Annotated in this window: 12 protein-coding genes and 1 pseudogene; 3 read left to right on the top strand and 10 right to left on the bottom strand. The window is 61.9% G+C overall.

Features of this window, described 5'->3' with window-relative positions; translation table 11 throughout:
- Positions 1–65 precede the first annotated feature (65 nt).
- Positions 66–4253 carry a translocation/assembly module TamB domain-containing protein gene (locus HGP16_RS10710; protein ID WP_168839976.1) on the top strand — a complete coding sequence of 1396 codons (4188 nt, stop codon included), beginning with the start codon at positions 66–68 and terminating at the stop codon, positions 4251–4253.
- Between the two features lie 171 nt (positions 4254–4424).
- On the opposite strand, the pseudogene HGP16_RS10705 reads toward HGP16_RS10710, so the two are convergent.
- Positions 4425–4650 (bottom strand): annotated as a pseudogene (locus HGP16_RS10705) (Lrp/AsnC family transcriptional regulator).
- A 236-nt stretch (positions 4651–4886) separates the two neighbouring features.
- On the opposite strand from HGP16_RS10705, the gene rocF reads away from it, so the two are divergent.
- Together rocF and HGP16_RS10695 are read left to right on the top strand one after the other, a co-directional pair.
- Entirely contained in the window at positions 4887–5822 is a 936-nt protein-coding gene (gene rocF, locus HGP16_RS10700) for an arginase (protein ID WP_168839975.1), read from the top strand.
- Between the two features lie 328 nt (positions 5823–6150).
- Positions 6151–6627, top strand: a complete 477-nt coding sequence (locus HGP16_RS10695; protein ID WP_168839974.1) for a chemotaxis protein CheW — start codon at positions 6151–6153, stop codon at positions 6625–6627.
- A gap of 219 nt (positions 6628–6846) precedes the next feature.
- Here the strand turns inward: HGP16_RS10695 and HGP16_RS10690 are convergent, their stop codons facing one another.
- The 9 genes from HGP16_RS10690 to HGP16_RS10650 form a co-directional block, all read right to left on the bottom strand.
- A complete protein-coding gene (locus HGP16_RS10690) occupies positions 6847–8508 on the bottom strand; it encodes an OFA family MFS transporter (protein ID WP_168839973.1) in 1662 nt (553 codons plus the stop codon).
- A gap of 105 nt (positions 8509–8613) precedes the next feature.
- On the bottom strand, positions 8614–8880 hold the full coding sequence (locus HGP16_RS10685) for a formate dehydrogenase subunit delta (RefSeq protein ID WP_168839972.1): 267 nt from the start codon (positions 8878–8880) through the stop codon (positions 8614–8616).
- Positions 8870–9697: a formate dehydrogenase accessory sulfurtransferase FdhD gene (gene fdhD, locus HGP16_RS10680; RefSeq protein WP_168839971.1), complete on the bottom strand. Its 828-nt coding sequence runs from the start codon at positions 9695–9697 to the stop codon at positions 8870–8872. Before fdhD ends, HGP16_RS10685 begins: the two co-directional genes overlap by 11 nt.
- Positions 9698–9884: 187 nt before the next feature.
- Positions 9885–12764, bottom strand: coding sequence for a formate dehydrogenase subunit alpha (fdhF, locus tag HGP16_RS10675; protein WP_168839970.1), 2880 nt, complete (start codon positions 12762–12764; stop codon positions 9885–9887).
- A 5-nt stretch (positions 12765–12769) separates the two neighbouring features.
- Positions 12770–14326, bottom strand: a complete 1557-nt coding sequence (locus HGP16_RS10670; protein WP_168839969.1) for an NADH-quinone oxidoreductase subunit NuoF — start codon at positions 14324–14326, stop codon at positions 12770–12772.
- Positions 14323–14802, bottom strand: coding sequence for a formate dehydrogenase subunit gamma (locus tag HGP16_RS10665; protein ID WP_168839968.1), 480 nt, complete (start codon positions 14800–14802; stop codon positions 14323–14325). Before HGP16_RS10665 ends, HGP16_RS10670 begins: the two co-directional genes overlap by 4 nt.
- Before the next feature lie 160 nt (positions 14803–14962).
- A complete protein-coding gene (locus HGP16_RS10660) occupies positions 14963–15859 on the bottom strand; it encodes a LysR family transcriptional regulator (RefSeq protein ID WP_168839967.1) in 897 nt (298 codons plus the stop codon).
- Positions 15860–15929: 70 nt separating this feature from the next.
- Positions 15930–16268, bottom strand: a complete 339-nt coding sequence (locus tag HGP16_RS10655) for a helix-turn-helix transcriptional regulator (protein ID WP_168839966.1) — start codon at positions 16266–16268, stop codon at positions 15930–15932.
- Between the two features lie 103 nt (positions 16269–16371).
- Positions 16372–17142, bottom strand: coding sequence for an SDR family NAD(P)-dependent oxidoreductase (locus HGP16_RS10650; RefSeq protein WP_168839965.1), 771 nt, complete (start codon positions 17140–17142; stop codon positions 16372–16374).
- Positions 17143–17189 lie beyond the last annotated feature (47 nt).

Below are 17189 nucleotides of genomic sequence, written 5' to 3'. Positions count from 1 at the left end.
CAAGCCGTATAGTTGTCGCAGGCGTTTCAGCACACGGTTAGAAAATTGGGGTTACTGTCGCTTTCATGAGCATATTGATTCGAATCCTCGGGAGATTGGTGCGCTGGATCGCCTATGCGGTCGTGGCAATCCTTTTGCTCGTGATCGCGGCTATGCTCGTCGTCGGCCTTGTCCCCTCCGCAACCACCTATGCCGTCGACCAGGTGGCGAAGATCGCCTCGACGCCGGATCGCACCATCGCCATCGCCGCGCCCTCCGGCCTGCTGAACGGCAATCTGAGGGTCGGTTCGATCATCGTATCCGACACCAAAGGCCCCTACGCCAAGGTGCAGAACCTTGCCATCGACTGGTCTCCGCTATCTTTGCTGACCGGCACCTTCCATGCCGATCGCATCGCAGCCGATATCGTCGATTTTGAACGGCTGCCGATTTCGACGGCCGCGCCCACGCCGGAAACGCAGGCGACGCAGGGCAGTGGCGGTTTTTCACTACCCATCGCTATCGATATCGGCACCATCGCCCTGCCCGATCTTCGCATTGGACAGGCGGTCGCCGGACAGGATTTTATTCTGGCCGCCGACGGCAGCGTCAAGGCAAACAGCAGCAGCATGGGTCTCATGCTGAATGCCAGCCGCCACGATGTGCCCGATGCCAAGCTTTCCGCCGATATCGCCTTCGCGCCGGCCGAAAACCAGCTGAAGCTGAAGACGCAGATTTCCGAGCCGCGCGACGGAATGTTGGCTGGCCTGCTGCATCTGCCGGGCGGCCCGGCGATCAACATTGATCTTTCCGGCGACGGTCCTCTCTCCAATTGGGCCGGGAAGCTGCAGGCAGCGCTCGACGGCAAGCCGACGGTCGCCATCAGCGGCCATCACAGCCTCTCGGCCGACGGCCTGCACCACATCGACGTCAAGGGCGGTGGCGACGTCGACTCGCTGCTCCCACCGACCATGCGGCCGCTCTTTGCCGGCCAGACGACTATCGATGTCTCCGCAACCTTCGACGGCAAGGGCAAGATCGACATCCAGACCGGCAATCTTGCCACCGGCAGTGCGGTGCTTGCCGCATCCGGCACGCTGGATCCCAACGGCAACAACAGCCTCAATGCCAATCTGCTCGGCACCTCCGGCCCCGTCGACTTCCGCTGGCCGATGGAGGACGGCGAGGTCCGGGCCCTGATTTCCCGCGTCGATATCGCGCTGACGGGCGCTGCCCAATTGGTGAAGATCGATGCGAAAGCCGCACTCGACAGCGCCAGCACGCCGCAGGGGCAAATCGGGCAAATCAATCTGAGCGCCAGAAGCGACGCCTTCAATCTGGCCGCCATGTCCGGCCCATTGCAGCTCCGCTTGGTCGTCGGCCAGACGGCCTTTCTCAATGCCGATCTCAATCGTCTGATCCGGGCGCCGATCGCGCTGACCGCGCCCTTGCAGCTCTCGCCCGACACGATCGGCTTCAACAATACGACGCTGGAAAGCGCCAGCATCGGCGGCACGGTCAACGGCAAATATACGCTGTCTTCGAAGGCGCTGACGGGCAATTTCAAGCTTTTCGCTTTGCCTGGCGTGCTGCCGGACGGCGTCTCGGACAAGTTCGAAGGCACGCTTTCTCTGGAAGGGCAGGTCGCCGGCACGGTGCCGACCAAGATGTCGCTCTCCAACCTTGCGGTGAAATCCAGCGTCGCCGAGATCACCGGAAATGTCGCGCTCAACGACCAGTCGCTAACCTCCGATCTATCGGGCAAGCTACTCGACCTTTCCAAGCTGATACCAAACGCCGAAGGACAGGCCGATATCGGCCTCAAGGCCAAGGGACCGCTGACCGCGCTCGGCATCGACGCGACCGCCAAGGCCGTCAACGTCAAGCTGGCGGGACGGCTGCTGGATACGCTCGACATCGGCGTAACGGGAACCGCGGATCCAAAGGCCCCGCAGGCGAAAGTGCAAGCGAGCGGAGCGATTGACGGCAAGCCGATCCGTATCACCGCCGACGCCGTTTCAAAGGATGGCCGCACCAGCATCCCGTCCCTATCGGCCGAGATCGGCACGAACAAGCTGCAAGGCAAGCTGGACCTGTCGCCGAGCTTCGAACCGTCAGGCGCGTTGACATTCGATCTGCCGGATCTGAGCCTCCTTGCGGCCCTCGCCGGGCAGAAGGCCGAGGGCGACCTCAAGGGCTCGCTCGATATCGCCAGCGCCAATGGCAAGACCAGCCTGAAGGTCAATGCCAGTGGCAATGGTATCCGCCGAGACGATCTCGTCATCGGCACGCCGGCCGTCGCGCTCACCGTCGACGACCTCAAGGCCTTCTCCGCCAATGGCAGCATCCGTGCGGATACCATCGCCTCCGGCGCCAACCGCATCACCGGTCTCGGCCTGACCTTCACCCAGCAGGGCAGCCGCACAGACTTCGATCTGAAGTCCACATATGACAACGCGCCGCTAACGACGCGTGGCGGCGTCGAGACATCGGGTGGCCAGACAACGGTGAGCATCGACGCATTTGCGGGTGCTCCGCGGACGATACCGGTCAAGCTGGCATCGCCGACCAAGATCGTCATCAAGGATGGGACAGCGTCGCTGAATGGCCTGACCCTTCAGACGGGCGGCGGCTCGGTGACCGTCGATGGCACCGCCGGTCAGACATTGAACATCAATGCCAAGATCGCCAACCTGCCGGCAAGCCTCGCCAATGTCTTTGCGCCGACGCTCGCGGCCGAAGGCGTCATTTCCGGCACGGTAACGGTCACCGGCAAGGCAACCGCGCCCACCGTCGTGTTCCAGACAAACTGGTCGGGCGCGGCGACGAGCCAGACGAAATCCGCCGGTCTTGCCGCGCTCGGCATCAAGGCGGACGGCAAATTCGCCGACAATGTCGTGACTATCAACACCAACCTGACCGGCCAGAGCGGCCTTGTGCTTAACGGCGGCGGCACTGTCGCCGTCGCCGGCAACAAAGGCATGGCGCTGAAGTTTTCCGGCAATGTGCCTTTCGATGCCCTTGCCCGCCAGCTCGCCGCCCAAGGCCTGGTCATGACAGGTATGGCGAAGATCGACATGCAGATCGGCGGCACGACGGCGGCACCTGCCGTTACCGGCACGATTGCCACCGACGGCGCCAAGCTGGTCGACGTCCGCCGGAACCTGACCCTCAGCGGGCTCACCGTCACCGTGACCCTCGATGGCAAGCAGGCCGTCATTTCGCGGCTCGCCGGCAACCTGACGAGCGGCGGCAGCATTTCGGGCAGCGGCACGGTCGGCATTGCCCCGAATAGCGGCTTCCCGGCCGATATCCAGATGAAGTTCAACAACGCGACCTATGTCGACGGTACGCTGGTGGCCGCGACCATCAACGGCACTCTCGGCGTCAAGGGGCCGCTGATGACCGCGCCGATGCTGACGGGCAATCTCAGGATCAACAAGGCGTCGATCACGGTGCCGGAGAAGCTGCCTGCGTCGCTTTCCGAGATCAACATCAAGCACAAGAATGCCCCCGCTGCGGTCAACGCCCAGTTCAAGGATCAGAAGCCAGAGGGACCGCGCAGCAAATCGACCACCCTCGGCATTGATCTGCAACTCGACGCACCCTCGCAGATCTTCGTGCGCGGCCGCGGCATCGACGCCGAACTCGGCGGCAGCATCACGGTGCGCGGCACGGCAGCGGAACCTGTCGTATCCGGCGGCTTCACCATGCGGCGCGGACGCCTTACCATCCTCAGCCGCCGGCTGGATTTCACGGATTCGAGCAAGATCACCTTCGGCGGTGACCTGACCCCCGCACTTAATATGGAGGCGACATCGACGGTGAGCTCAACCACCATCACCGTCGATGTTACCGGTCTCGCCACCGATCCCCAGATCGGCTTTTCCTCCTCGCCGGCACTGCCGCAGGATGAAGTACTGGCGCAGTTGATCTTCGGCCAGTCCATGTCGAAACTATCGGCCATGCAGATCGCCCAGCTCGCCGATGCCGCAAGCCAGCTCGCCGGCGGACGCTCCACATCGTTGTTCGAGGGGTTGCGCAGCCATCTCGGCGTGGACGATCTGGATATTTCGACCGATGCAAACGGCCAGGCACAGGTCGGCGCCGGCAAGTATATCAACAAGCGCACCTATATCGAGCTGCAGCAGGGCGCCTCCAACAACACCAAAGCCATCATCAATTTCAATGTCGGACGCGGTGTGAAGCTGCGCGGCGCGGCGGGATCCGACGGCGCCGGAGAAGCCGGCGTCGTCTACGAGCATGAGTATTGAGGGATACCCCCTCGCCCCAACGGGGAGAGGGTGGCGCGATAGCGCCGGGTGAGGGGGCGTTACCGGGAGATTGCCGTTCGCTTGCCGCTCAAGTCGCTCACCGCTTCGCTTTCAGCCCCTCATCCGTCCCTATCGGGCCATCTTCTCCCCAAGGGGAGAAGGTAAGTTGCTTTAGAACACCATCTTGCTGGTCTTCAGCAGGATATTGGATTCGGTCGTATTGATGCCGTTGATCAGCCTGATCCGGCGCAGCGTCTCGTGGTGCCGTTTTCCACCAATCGCTCGATGCGAGCGGCGACAGTGGCGCGCGATGCGCCGGTCGCTGCCGCCAGCGAGGAACCGGAGATGCGTGCGTTGCTGCGAAGCGCACTCAAAGGTCACGGTCGAGGTCATCCATATGGTTTGTCATTTTGGTCAATCGAACTGATCAATCTGTCGAAAGCTAATCGATTTTCGACAATTTTCCATCTTTTTGCTGTCATGCAGACCATCGATAATGCGCCTCGACATCATCCGGGGCGGTTCGGCTCTTCACGGACTGCTCGAACCGCGCTACCTCGTTGTTTTCACGCAATTCCGGGGAACGCCGCTGCGCATTTTCCGGGAATTGCTTTAACCCTCGGAGCAATGCCGATGAATACGCAATCCACTCCCGTTACCCTGATCGGCGTTCCCCTGGAAGAAGGCTCCGGCCGCCGCGGCGCCGGCATGGGCCCGACCGCGCTCCGCATCGCCGGCATCGAAACCACGCTGATCGAGCTTGGCCATCGCGTCACCGACAGCGGCGACCTGCGTCCCGTTCCGGCAGCGGACCTTCCGGAGCATCCACAGGCCCACAATCTGAAGATTGTCGGCGCTTTCACGCGCGCACTCGAGGCTAGGGTATACGATGTCGCCTCCTCCGGCGGCTTTCCCCTGATCCTTGGCGGCGATCATAGCCTGTCCATGGGCAGCGTCTCCGGCATGGCGCGCTACGCGGCAGAGGTCGGCCGGCCGCTTTTCGTGCTTTGGCTGGACGCGCATTCCGATTTCAATTCGCCGACCACTTCGCCCTCAGGCAATATTCACGGCATGCCCGTCGCCTACTATTGCGGTGAGGCCGAGATCGACGGTGTTCTGCCGGCCGGACGGCCGCTGGTCGACCCGACGAAGGTCTTCCAGGTGGGCATCCGCTCCGTCGATCCGCGCGAGCGCGAGGAGATCCGCGAGCATGGCGTCAACGTCTTCGATATGCGTTCGCTCGACGAACAGGGCGTAGCAGCCATCATGCGCAGGGTGCTCGATACCGTAAGCGCCGCAAACGGCCTGCTGCATGTGAGCTTCGATGTCGATTTCCTCGATCCGGATATCGCGCCGGGCGTGGGCACGACGGTGCCGGGCGGCGCCACCTATCGCGAGGCGCATTTGATCATGGAGATGCTCTCCGACAGCAACCTCGTCTCGTCGCTCGATCTCGTCGAGCTCAACCCCTTCCTCGACGATCGCGGCAAGAGCGCCCGCGTGCTGGTGGAGATGGCGGCAAGCCTCTTCGGCCGTCGCATCTTCGATCGTCCGACACGGGCTGCCTGAGGAGACTACCCAGCGGCAGGGAACCGAATGGCGCGTTGCCGGGAGGCCTGCCATTCCTACCGTGGGGCCATCCTCGTCCTTCGACAGGCTCAGGATGAGGATGGAGCGAGCAGCATCTTTGCTTTGACTTGCGGTTCCTTGGCAGTGAAGCGAAAAGATCAGCCCTCACGGTGAGGTGGCGCGCAAGCGCCCTCGAACCGCGAGGGCGGGTAGCCGGAAACCGTCCAGTCGAAACCGCTTGTATAGATTTAGGTTTGAGCAATGTTCTTGCTCTATCGTGCCATGAACACGCCGCATTTGGCGTCACGCTTCAATGGGAAGAACGTTCATGGCCACGATCAATTCCACCAGCTTCAGCGGCGAGACTCTGGAGATCATTGCCTTCCGGCTGCATGAGCAGGAATTCTGCGTCAAGACCACTACTATCCGCGAAATCCGCGGCTGGGCGCCGTCGACGCCGATTCCGCATGCGCCGGCCGATGTCATCGGCGTCATGAACCTGCGCGGCTCGGTCATCCCGATCATCGACCTCGCCTACAAGCTCGGCATGCAGAGCACGGTTGCCAACGAGCGCAGCGCCATCGTCGTCGCCGAAGTGCACAACATGGTCATCGGCATGCTGGTCGACCGCGTTTCCGACATCCTGACGATCGCCTCCAGCCAGGTTCAGCCGGTTCCGGAAGTCACGGCCTCGTTCGATCGCGTCTATTGCGAAGGTATCATCGCAACAGAGAACGGAATGATCTGCTTCCTGAACCTCGCCAAGATGTTCAAGGAAAGCGAAACGGACGAACTCGCCGCATAACTTCGCGCCGCATAGTTTCGCGGAAGAGTCTTTTTTGAGAACCGCCACCTTCCGGTGGCGGCTTTTTGTCTCGCAATTCGGCTTCGTCGTTTTTCAGAATGATTGCTTAGGGCGTGATGCCGAAAAGTGTAGGCGGTTTTCGGACGACATCACGCTCTACTTCTTTGATTCTAGAGCGGATTCAGATTTTAGGTCGAACAGACCTAATATCATCCGGCTCTAGCCGAACAGTGCGTAGGTGCTCCTGATCGTCACCCATACGCCCCAGAGCAGCGGAATGCCGACGATCGCCCAGGCGATCAGCGCCTTGCCGTCGAAGCCGCCCGTGCCGATGCCAAAGGAGCCGGTGGGGCCGGCGTTGGCGGCAGCCGTCTTTGCCTGCAGCGCGGCGACCTCCTCGTCCGACATGAACCATTTGGCCGAAAGCGGCTTGACCAGCAGATTGGCAATCAGCCCCAGCGCCAGCATGCCGGCAAGGATATACATGGTGAAGGTGTAGAGCTGTGCGCCTTCCACGCCCGCTGCCTTCTGTGCCTCGCGGATGTAGTTGACCACGACAGGCCCGATGATGCCGGCCGTCGCCCAGGCCGTCAGCAGCCGGCCATGGATTGCGCCCACGAACTGCGTGCCGAAAATATCGGCGAGATAGGCGGGAACCGTGGCAAAGCCGCCGCCATACATCGACAGGATGATGCAGAGCGCGCCCACGAACAGAACCTTGCTGTGAATGCCGGCCGCCCAGGGAGCCAGGACATAGAGCGCGATACCGATGACGAAGAAGCAATAATAGGTATTCTTGCGGCCGATTTTGTCGGATAGCGATGCCCAGAAGAAGCGGCCACCGATATTGAAGAGCGACAGCAGACCGGCAAAGCCGGCGGCGATGGCAGCGACGGTGGCGATCTGATCCTTGCTGAGATCGGCGAATTTCACATCCGGTAGGCCGATCAGGGCTCCGCCGAAGATCTCCTGCAGCATGGGCGAGGCCATGCCGATGACGCCGATACCGGCCGAAACGTTAAGGCACAGCACCGCCCAGATGAGCCAGAACTGCTTGGTTTTGTGGGCGTGGCGAAGATGCACATGCTTCGTCGTGATCATCGAGCTCTTGGCGGCGGGTGTCATCCAACCTTCCGGACGCCAGCCGGCTGGCGGCAGGCGATAGCCGAAAGCGCCGCCCATCATGAACACGAAGTAGATCGCCGCCATGACGATGAAGGTCTGCCAGACGCCGGCCGAACCATCGGTGCGGAAGTGGTTCATCAGCAGGCTCGCGAGCGGCGCACCGATCATCGCACCGCCGCCGAAGCCCATGATCGCCATGCCGGTCGCCATGCCGCGCCGATCGGGAAACCATTTGATCAGCGTCGAAACGGGCGAGATGTAGCCTAGGCCGAGCCCGATGCCGCCGATGACACCGGCGCCGATCCACATCAGCCACAGCTGGTGGAAGATGACGCCGATTGCCGCGATCACGATACCGCCGCACCAGCAGCAGGCGGCAACCACGCCGGCCTTGCGCGGCCCGGCCCGTTCCAGCCAGCCGCCCCAGATGGCGGCGGAGGAACCAAGCAGCACGAAGAACAGCGTATAGATCCAGCCGAGATCGCTTACGCGCCAGTCGCAGCTTGTCGTGAACAGAGCAGTCAGGAGATTAAGGCTGGCACATTCCGCGGGAGCCGGCGTCGGTGTGCCGATCGCCTTGGAGAGCGGCAGCCAGAAAACGCTGAAGCCATAGGCCATGCCGATGCAGAGATGGATAGCCAACGCGGCCGGCGGCACGAGCCATCGGTTGAAGCCCGGCTTGGCGATGATGCGCTCGCGGTCGAGCAGACCCGCCGCTACCGTTCCTTCAGAAATATTCGTATCAGCAGCCGTCATGAACAACTCCTCCTTGCTTCAAAGACAGCACCTCTTCCCTCAACAGGAATCGCATTCGAAGATGGAGCCTCCGCTCTCCATCCTAATGCGCTATCAATGCTAGTATTAAGCCGACTTAACTTCCTCGGCTGGCGCGGGCCTGTGGATCAGCGAGGCCGCCTCCAGGACCAAAGGGCTCAGCCCGCTGTCTCCGTGATCGATGATCGCGAAAAGCTGGCGGCGCATGCGCGGCTCCCAGAATTTGTTGATATGGGTGGCAACCCCCTGCACCGCTTCGTTTGCCGGCTGGGTCTTGAAAAAGGTGGCGATCTGGTTCGCCATATAGATGAGCTTGGTTTCGGTCTTGCCGTGCGGCGTGTCGTCAGGCGACATCGGCGATGCTCCCCGTAATAATGCGATGCGGATGGGTGAAAATCTCGAAATCGTCGCCGCGCACCAGCGCCACCAGCGTCATGCCGGCTTCGTCGGCCGTGCGGATGGCAAGCGCCGTCGGCGCGGAGATGGCAACCAGTACGGAACTGCCCAGGATCGCCGCCTTCTGTACCATCTCGACGGACAGCCGGCTCGTCACGGCCACGACACCCTCGGCACCCCTTCGGCCGGAGCGAATAACCGCGCCGCAGAGCTTGTCCAGCGCATTATGGCGTCCGACATCCTCGCGCACGGCAAGCAACCCTTCCGAGGGAACATAGAAACCCGCGCCGTGCACGGCATGAGTGTCGCGATGCAGTGGCTGAGCGTCGTTGAGCAGCGCGACCGCGCGAACGACATCCTTCTGCGTCAGCTTCAAAGCGACCTTCGAAACGTCGGGCACCTTGCGCACGGCCTGCTCGATCGATTCGATGCCGCAGAGGCCACAGCCGACGGGGCCTGCCATATGGCGGCGACGCAGCCGCAAGGCGTCCGCAGCATCGTCGACGAGAGTGATCTGCACGTCGATCCCCTGCTCGTCCTCGATCGGATCAACGGTCGCGATCTGAGCGATATCGGTAATAATGCCCTCGGTCAGGCTGAACCCGACGGCGAAGTCCTCGATATCGGCAGGCGTTCCCATCATGACCGCATGCGAGGTACCGCCATAGGAAAAGGCGATCGGCACTTCCTCGGGGACGATGCGCGTGCCCGAACGTACCATGCCGTTGCGGCGGGCAGTTTCGGGGACGGTGGTGATGGGTTTGAAGGAGATCATTATATGGTCTCCCCTTCTCCCCATCGGGGAGAAGGTGGCGCGAAGCGTCGGATGAGGGGGGCGAGGGGCGAAAGCTCCGAGCGTCCTGAGCGCGAACGAAGGACTATTCTTCCCGCGTGGAAAGACCCCCTCATCCGCCCTGCGGGCACCTTCTCCCCGAGGGGAGAAGGAGAAAGCACGCTCCGGCTCACTCCGCAGCCTCCATCTTCCCGACGATACGGCGCGACTGCCGGGCCTGTTCGTCATACTCGACCTGCCACTGAGACGGACCGTTCGACGGCGAGACCTGCACGGCCGTCACCTTGTATTCCGGGCAATTCGTCGCCCAGTCGGAATAGTCCGTGGTGATGACGTTAGCCTGCGTGTCCGGATGATGGAAGGTGGTGTAGACGACACCGGGAGCAACGCGGTCGGTGATCAATGCCCGAAGCGTCGTATCGCCGGAGCGGCTGCTGAGCCGGATCCAGTCGCCCTCGCGGATGCCACGCTGCTCTGCGTCGTGCGGATGGATTTCCAGCCGATCCTCGGCATGCCAGACGACATTCTCCGTTCGCCGGGTCTGCGCTCCGACATTGTACTGGCTGAGGATACGCCCCGTGGTCAGCAGCAGCGGGAAGCGCGGGCCGGTGCGTTCGTCGGTCGCGACATATTCCGTGCGGATGAACTTGCCCTTGCCGCGCACGAAGCCGTCGACATGCATGATCGGCGAACCGAGTGGCGTCTTCTCGTTGCAGGGCCACTGCACCGAGCCCATCTTCTCCAGATAGTCATAGGAAACCAGGGCGAAGCTCGGCGTCGTCGCGGCAATCTCGTCCATAATCTCGGATGGATGCGTGTAGTTCCAGTCAAGGCCCATGGCCTGCGCCATCTTCTGCGTCACTTCCCAGTCGGCATAGCCATTGCGCGGGCTCATGACCTTGCGCACGCGGTTGATGCGGCGCTCGGCATTGGTGAAGGTGCCGTCCTTTTCGAGGAAGGTCGAGCCGGGCAGGAAGACATGCGCGTAGTTGGCCGTTTCGTTCAGGAAGAGATCGTGGACGACGACACATTCCATCGCGGCAAGGCCGGCGGCGACATGCTTGGTATCCGGGTCGGATTGGAGAATATCCTCGCCCTGGATGTAGAGACCTTTGAAGGTGCCGTCGACGGCGGCGTCGAGCATGTTGGGGATGCGCAGACCTGGCTCTTTGTCGAGCTTCACGCCCCAGAGCTTTTCGAAGATATCGCGGGTGGCATCATCAGCGACATGGCGATAGCCCGGCAGCTCGTGTGGGAACGAGCCCATGTCGCAAGAGCCCTGCACATTGTTCTGTCCACGCAGCGGGTTCACGCCGACGCCCGGACGGCCGATATTGCCTGTCGCCATGGCAAGATTGGCGATCGCCATGACCGTGGTCGAGCCCTGGCTGTGCTCGGTCACGCCGAGACCGTAATAGATCGCGCCATTGCCGCCCTTGGCATAGAGGCGGGCCGCACCGCGCACGAGATCGGCGGGAACGCCGGTGTATTTTTCCGTTTCCTCGGGGCTGTGCTGCGGCTCGGCGACGAAGGCTGCCCAATCCTCGAATTCGGACCAATCGCAGCGTTCGCGAATGAACTTCTCGTCGAACAGGCCTTCAGTGACGATCACATGTGCCAGCGCCGTCAGTATGGCGACGTTTGTGCCCGGCTTCAGCGGCAGATGGTAGCTCGCCTCGACATGCGGCGTGCGCACCAGATCGATGCGGCGCGGATCGATGACGATCAGCTTGGCACCCTGGCGCAGCCGCTTCTTCAGCCGTGAAGCGAAGACCGGATGGCCGTCCGTCGGGTTGGCGCCGATGACGATAACGACATCGGTATGCTCGACGCTATCGAAATTCTGCGTGCCAGCCGAGGTGCCGAAGGCCTGGCCGAGACCATAGCCGGTCGGCGAATGGCAAACACGGGCGCAGGTATCGACATTGTTGTTGCCGAAGCCGGCGCGCACCAGCTTTTGCACCAGGAAGGTCTCTTCATTGGTGCAGCGCGACGAGGTGATGCCGCCGATGGAATCACGGCCATATTGATATTGCAGCCGCTTGAACTCGGTGGCGATATGGGCAAAGGCCTCATCCCAGGTCACTTCGCGCCAGGGGTCGGTCACCTTCTCGCGGACCATCGGGTTGAGGATGCGGTCCTTGTGGGTCGAATAGCCATAGGCGAAGCGGCCCTTGACGCAGGAGTGGCCGCGATTGGCCTGGCCGTCCTTCCAGGGCACCATGCGCACCAACTCTTCGCCGCGCATCTCTGCCTTGAAGGAGCAGCCGACACCGCAATAGGCGCAGGTGGTGACGACGGAGTGCTCCGGCTGGCCGATCGAGATCACCGACTTTTCGGTCAGCGTCGCGGTCGGGCAAGCCTGCACGCAGGCGCCGCAGGAAACGCACTCGCTATCGATGAAATTCTCGTGCATGCCGGGCGAGACGCGCGAGCCGAAGCCCCGGCCCTCGATCGTCAGCGCGAACGTGCCCTGCACTTCCTCGCAGGCGCGCACGCAGCGGGAGCAGACGATGCACTTCGAAGGATCATAGGTGAAATAAGGATTGGACTCGTCTTTCGGCGCCCATTTCAGATTGATGTCGCCGCTGTTGCGCGCCTTGACGTGGTTGTCGCCCTCGTAGCCGTAGCGCACGTCGCGCAGGCCGACGGCGCCGGCCATGTCCTGCAACTCGCAATCGCCATTGGCGGCGCAGGTCAGACAGTCGAGCGGATGGTCGGAGATATAGAGCTCCATCACGCCACGGCGGATGTCCTTCAGCCGGCCGGTCTGCGTGTGGACGACGATGCCGGAAGCAACGGGCGTCGTGCACGAGGCCGGCGTGCCGTTGCGGCCTTCGATCTCGACGAGACAGAGGCGGCACGAGCCGAAGGCATCGACCATGTCGGTGGCGCAGAGCTTGGGCACCTGAATGCCTGCTTCCATCGAGGCGCGCATGATCGACGTGCCCTCGGGGACGCTGATCTGGCGCCCGTCAATGGTCAGCGTCACCATGGTTTCGGACTGGGAGGCCGGCGTGCCGTAGTCGATTTCTGGAACGAGGGACATGGATCTTACTCCGCCGCTTCAATCAAGGGAGCCGGAGAAAAGTCCTCCGGGAAATGGGTCATCGCGCTCATCACGGGATAGGGCGTGAAGCCGCCGAGCGCGCAGAGCGAGCCGAACTTCATCGTGTTGCAGAGATCGGCAAGCAGCACCCTGTTCTTCTCGGGCTCGATCCCTTGCGCGATCTTGTCGGCCGTCTCGACGCCACGCGTCGAGCCGATGCGGCAGGGCGTGCACTTGCCGCAGCTTTCGACCGCGCAGAATTCCATGGCAAAACGCGCCTGCTTCAGCATGTCGGCGGCATCGTCGAAGATAACAATGCCGGCATGACCGATGAGACCGTCCTTGGCCGCGAAGGATTCATAGTCGAACGGCGTGTCGAACAGGGCGCGCGGGAAATAGGCGCCGAGGGGACCGCCGACCTGCACGGCCTTGACCGGACGTCCGGTCGCCGTACCGCCGCCGATCCGGTCGACGATATCGCCGAGCGAAAGACCGAAGGCCGTCTCATAGAGACCACCATATTTGACATTGCCGGCAATCTGCAGCGGGATCGTGCCGCGCGAACGGCCCATGCCGAAATCGCGGTAGAAAGCCGCGCCCTTGTCCATGATGATAGGGACGGAGGCGAGCGAAATCACGTTGTTGATGACGGTGGGACAGTTGAACAGGCCCTTATGCGCCGGCAGCGGCGGCTTGGCGCGCACGATGCCGCGCTTGCCTTCAAGGCTGTTCAGCAGCGCCGTCTCTTCGCCACACACATAGGCGCCGGCGCCGGTGCGGATTTCCATGTCGAAAGCCTTGCCGGATCCGAGCACCGAAGCGCCGAGAATGCCGGCGTTGCGCGCGATGTCGACCGCTTCGGTCATCGCGGCGATCGCATGCGGATATTCCGAGCGCGTATAGACGAAGCCCTTGGTCGCGCCGGTCGCAAGGCTTGCGATCGCCATACCCTCGATCAGCACGAAGGGATCGCCTTCCATGATCATCCGGTCGGCGAATGTACCGCTATCGCCCTCGTCGGCATTGCAGACGATATATTTGCGGTCGCCCGGCGCGTCGAGCACCGTCTTCCACTTGATGCCAGTGGGGAAGCCTGCACCGCCACGGCCGCGCAGGCCGGAATCGGTGACTTCCTTGACGATATCGCCTGATACCATGCCGATGGCGCGGCGCAGCCCATTCAGGCCGCCATGAGCCTCATAATCCTCGAGCGAAAGCGGATCGGTGACGCCGCAGCGGGCAAAGGTCAGGCGGGTCTGTTCCTTGAGGAATGGGAGGCTTTCGACCTCCCCAAGACAGAGCGGATGCTCGCCGCCTTCGGCAAGCCCGGCGTCGAACAGTGCCGATACGTCCTTGGCCTTCACCGGCCCGTAACCGATGCGCTTGCCGTCGATCTCGACTTCGACCAGAGGCTCGAGCCAGAACATGCCGCGCGAGCCGTTGCGCACGATGCGCGCATCCAAGCCGCGTTTGGCAATTTCCTGCGCGACCGATTTCGCAACCTTCTCCGCGCCAAGCGAAAGGGCGGCTGCATCGCGGGGGATGTAAATAGTCAGGGTCATTGGCGCGCCTCCTTCACGAGGTCGTCGGCGCTTTCGTCGTCAAGCCGGCCATGTAGCTCACCATCGAGCATCGCCGCCGGCGCGCAGGCACAGAGCCCAAGACAGTAGACGGGTTCCAGCGTGACGCTGCCATCGAGTGTCGTTTGATGGAAATCGATGCCCAACAGCCGCTTGATGCGCTCTGCCAATGCATCGCCGCCCATCGACTGACAGGCTTCGGCGCGACAGAGCTTCAGGACGTGGCGGCCGGCGGGATGATCGCGATAGTCATGATAGAAGGTCATGACGCCATGCACTTCGGCGCGCGAGAGGTTCAACGCCTTGGCGATCAGCGGCAGCGCATCCTGCGGCACATAGCCGAATTCCTCTTGAATCCCGTGCAGGATCGGCAAAAGCGGCCCCTCCATCGATTTCATGCTGTCGATGATGGTGCCGGCCCGGGTTGCGATATCGCCCGCGGCCTGATTCAAATTCATTAGCAGCCTCCCGCGCATAGCTCCGAAAATCGAAGGCGAATCTTCGGAAAAGGCTTATGCGGCATCTCCTCCTGGCGTGCGATCAACACGCCACAACGATAAGCTCGCAGGGAGACGGCAAAGGATCAATAAGGCAGTCCCGTCGTTCGATAGGAATCTTCTATCGATTCTTATTCTCTTCCGCGAGCAATCTCGCCTCGTGCAACAAGGCGGAGACGAGCGGCGTAAAGGGTTCGCGGTGTGTAGCGACCAGGCCGACAAGATGCTCGGCGTCAGGTTCCGTGATCGGAATCTTGTGAATATCGGCCGGAAAACCGAAGGAATCGGCAATATTCTTTGGCATGATGCTCGCCCAACGCCCGGTCTGAACATGGGAAAACAGCACGATCATCGAATTGGATTCCAGCGTCGGCCTCGCCGTTGCGCCCGCTTCGGCAAGGTGCCGATTGATAATGCGGCGATTCTGCATATCGGCGGTCAATAGACAAAGCCGAAGATTGCCGACTTCCTTCCAGGTGACGGTCTTGCGCTCGGAAAACGGACTGCCCGCCGCCGTGATTAGGTGATAGCGCTCGGCATAGAGCGGCACGCTGGTGACACGGCCGAGCGGCTCGTTTTCCAGGTAGGTGATGCCGGCATCGATTTCGAGATTTTCGAGCAGGCTCAGAACCTGCAGCGAATTGCGCGATAAAATGGAGAAGGTGACGTCCGGATGCCTCTCCTGGAAGGGCGTGGTGATTTTCTGCACCATCGCAAGAGCTGTCGGAATGGCGGCCATGCGGATGTGACCGGCAAGACCCTTGCGTGCCGCTCGCATTTCCTCGCGCATGGTGCGGCTGTCGCCGACGATGCGGCGCGCCCATTCCAAGACGCGCTGCCCCTCGGGCGTCAGTCCCTGGAAACGGGAGCCGCGGCTGACGAGCATCACGCCCAGCTGGTCTTCCAGCTGCCTGATCGCGGCCGACAATGTCGGCTGCGTCACGCCGCATTCCTCGGCCGCGCGGCCGAAATGCTTCTGATTCGCCAGCGCGATGAAGAATTCCAGCTTGTCGATCATCCCGCTCTCCCGAAGCGAAAGAGTTAGACCGGCAGCCAGGCGAACGCAACACGCAAGATCGCGTCAAACCTCAACGTTCGCCTTGACAGAATGCCTGCTGCAGCGAATCGACCACGTCACAGATTTCCGAACGGGCAACGGCATAGTGAATGAGGCGCCCTTCGCGGCGCGTGTCGACGAGCTTGTCCAGTCGAAGGCGCGCCAGATGCTGCGAAACGACGGCCTGTGGCAGATCGAGAAGAGCCTCGAGTTCCATCACCGTCTTCTCCCGCTTGGCGAGCGTGAAGAGGATCGCCAGACGGGTTTCATGGGAAAGTGCTTTCAGCAGGGCGCTCGCCTTTCGAGCCCTGTCGGTCATCTCCTCGACATCATGCTCTGCGGCACCGCCTTGCGGTGGAGACGATAACATATCACAGCCTCTAGCGAGAATTCACACAGAGCTATGCTTATAATATTATCAAACCAAAAGCTGATTCAAAAAAGACCTGGAAAACCAAAAAAGGTCCGTTTTATCAGCAGATAAGCTGGCCGCCATTGATCTCGACCACCTGCCCCGTGATGTAGCCGGACAGCGTTGGCGCCGCGAGAAAGAGATAGGCGGGTGCGCAATCTTCCGGCGTGCCCAGGCGCTGAAGCGGGATCGACTTGCGCGTTTGCTCCAGCTTCTCCCTGGACGAATAACGCTCGTGAAAATCCGTCGATATCGTGCCGGGCGAGACGCAATTCACCCGAATGCCGTCTGGTGCCAGTTCACGCGCCAGCGCCTTCGAATAGGTCGAGACGAAGGCTTTGGAGGCGGAATAGATGGCGGAGCCGGGACTGCCGCCGGTGAGCGCGGAAATCGAAACCGTGTTGACGATCGCGGCCTGCCCGGCAGCTCGCAGCAGTGGCAGCAATCCCCGCGTTATCTCCATGACGGACGTCTGGTTGAGATGAACGATCCCTTCATACTGCTCGTCCGTCAATTCGCCGGCTGGAAAGCGCCCGACCATGGTGCCTGCATTGTTGATCAGCACGTCGATGCGGTCGAAACGCTCGCCGCCGGCGCTCACAAAATCCCGCGTGCCGTGGCGGGCAGCGAAATCGCAGGCAATGAGAAAGGCGCGGCGGTCTGCTTCCGCTTCCATCAGGAAATCCGGCAATTCGCGATCGGCATCACGGCCGATATGGACAAGCACGCGCGCGCCGCAATCGAGAAACTGCCTCGCGACTTCCAGCCCGATACCGCGGCCGGCGCCGGTGACGACGACGTTGCGATTTTCGAATAGCTTCGGATGAAACACGATAACCTCCTAAACCGCACTCAATTCGCGCGCCGGTAATTGCGGAA

Source organism: Rhizobium sp. P40RR-XXII (genome assembly GCF_012641405.1).
Taxonomy (GTDB): domain Bacteria; phylum Pseudomonadota; class Alphaproteobacteria; order Rhizobiales; family Rhizobiaceae; genus Rhizobium.
Note: the sequence above shows the minus strand (reverse complement) of the source record. Positions and strands in the feature narration are given on the sequence as shown.

Coding starts and splice junctions, on each gene's coding strand:
- HGP16_RS10710 (WP_168839976.1), top strand. CDS start 66: ATGAGCATATTGATTCGAATCCTCGGGAGATTGGTGCGCTGGATCGCC.
- rocF (WP_168839975.1), top strand. CDS start 4,887: ATGAATACGCAATCCACTCCCGTTACCCTGATCGGCGTTCCCCTGGAA.
- HGP16_RS10695 (WP_168839974.1), top strand. CDS start 6,151: ATGGCCACGATCAATTCCACCAGCTTCAGCGGCGAGACTCTGGAGATC.
- HGP16_RS10690 (WP_168839973.1), bottom strand. CDS start 8,508: ATGACGGCTGCTGATACGAATATTTCTGAAGGAACGGTAGCGGCGGGT.
- HGP16_RS10685 (WP_168839972.1), bottom strand. CDS start 8,880: ATGTCGCCTGACGACACGCCGCACGGCAAGACCGAAACCAAGCTCATC.
- fdhD (WP_168839971.1), bottom strand. CDS start 9,697: ATGATCTCCTTCAAACCCATCACCACCGTCCCCGAAACTGCCCGCCGC.
- fdhF (WP_168839970.1), bottom strand. CDS start 12,764: ATGTCCCTCGTTCCAGAAATCGACTACGGCACGCCGGCCTCCCAGTCC.
- HGP16_RS10670 (WP_168839969.1), bottom strand. CDS start 14,326: ATGACCCTGACTATTTACATCCCCCGCGATGCAGCCGCCCTTTCGCTT.
- HGP16_RS10665 (WP_168839968.1), bottom strand. CDS start 14,802: ATGAATTTGAATCAGGCCGCGGGCGATATCGCAACCCGGGCCGGCACC.
- HGP16_RS10660 (WP_168839967.1), bottom strand. CDS start 15,859: ATGATCGACAAGCTGGAATTCTTCATCGCGCTGGCGAATCAGAAGCAT.
- HGP16_RS10655 (WP_168839966.1), bottom strand. CDS start 16,268: ATGTTATCGTCTCCACCGCAAGGCGGTGCCGCAGAGCATGATGTCGAG.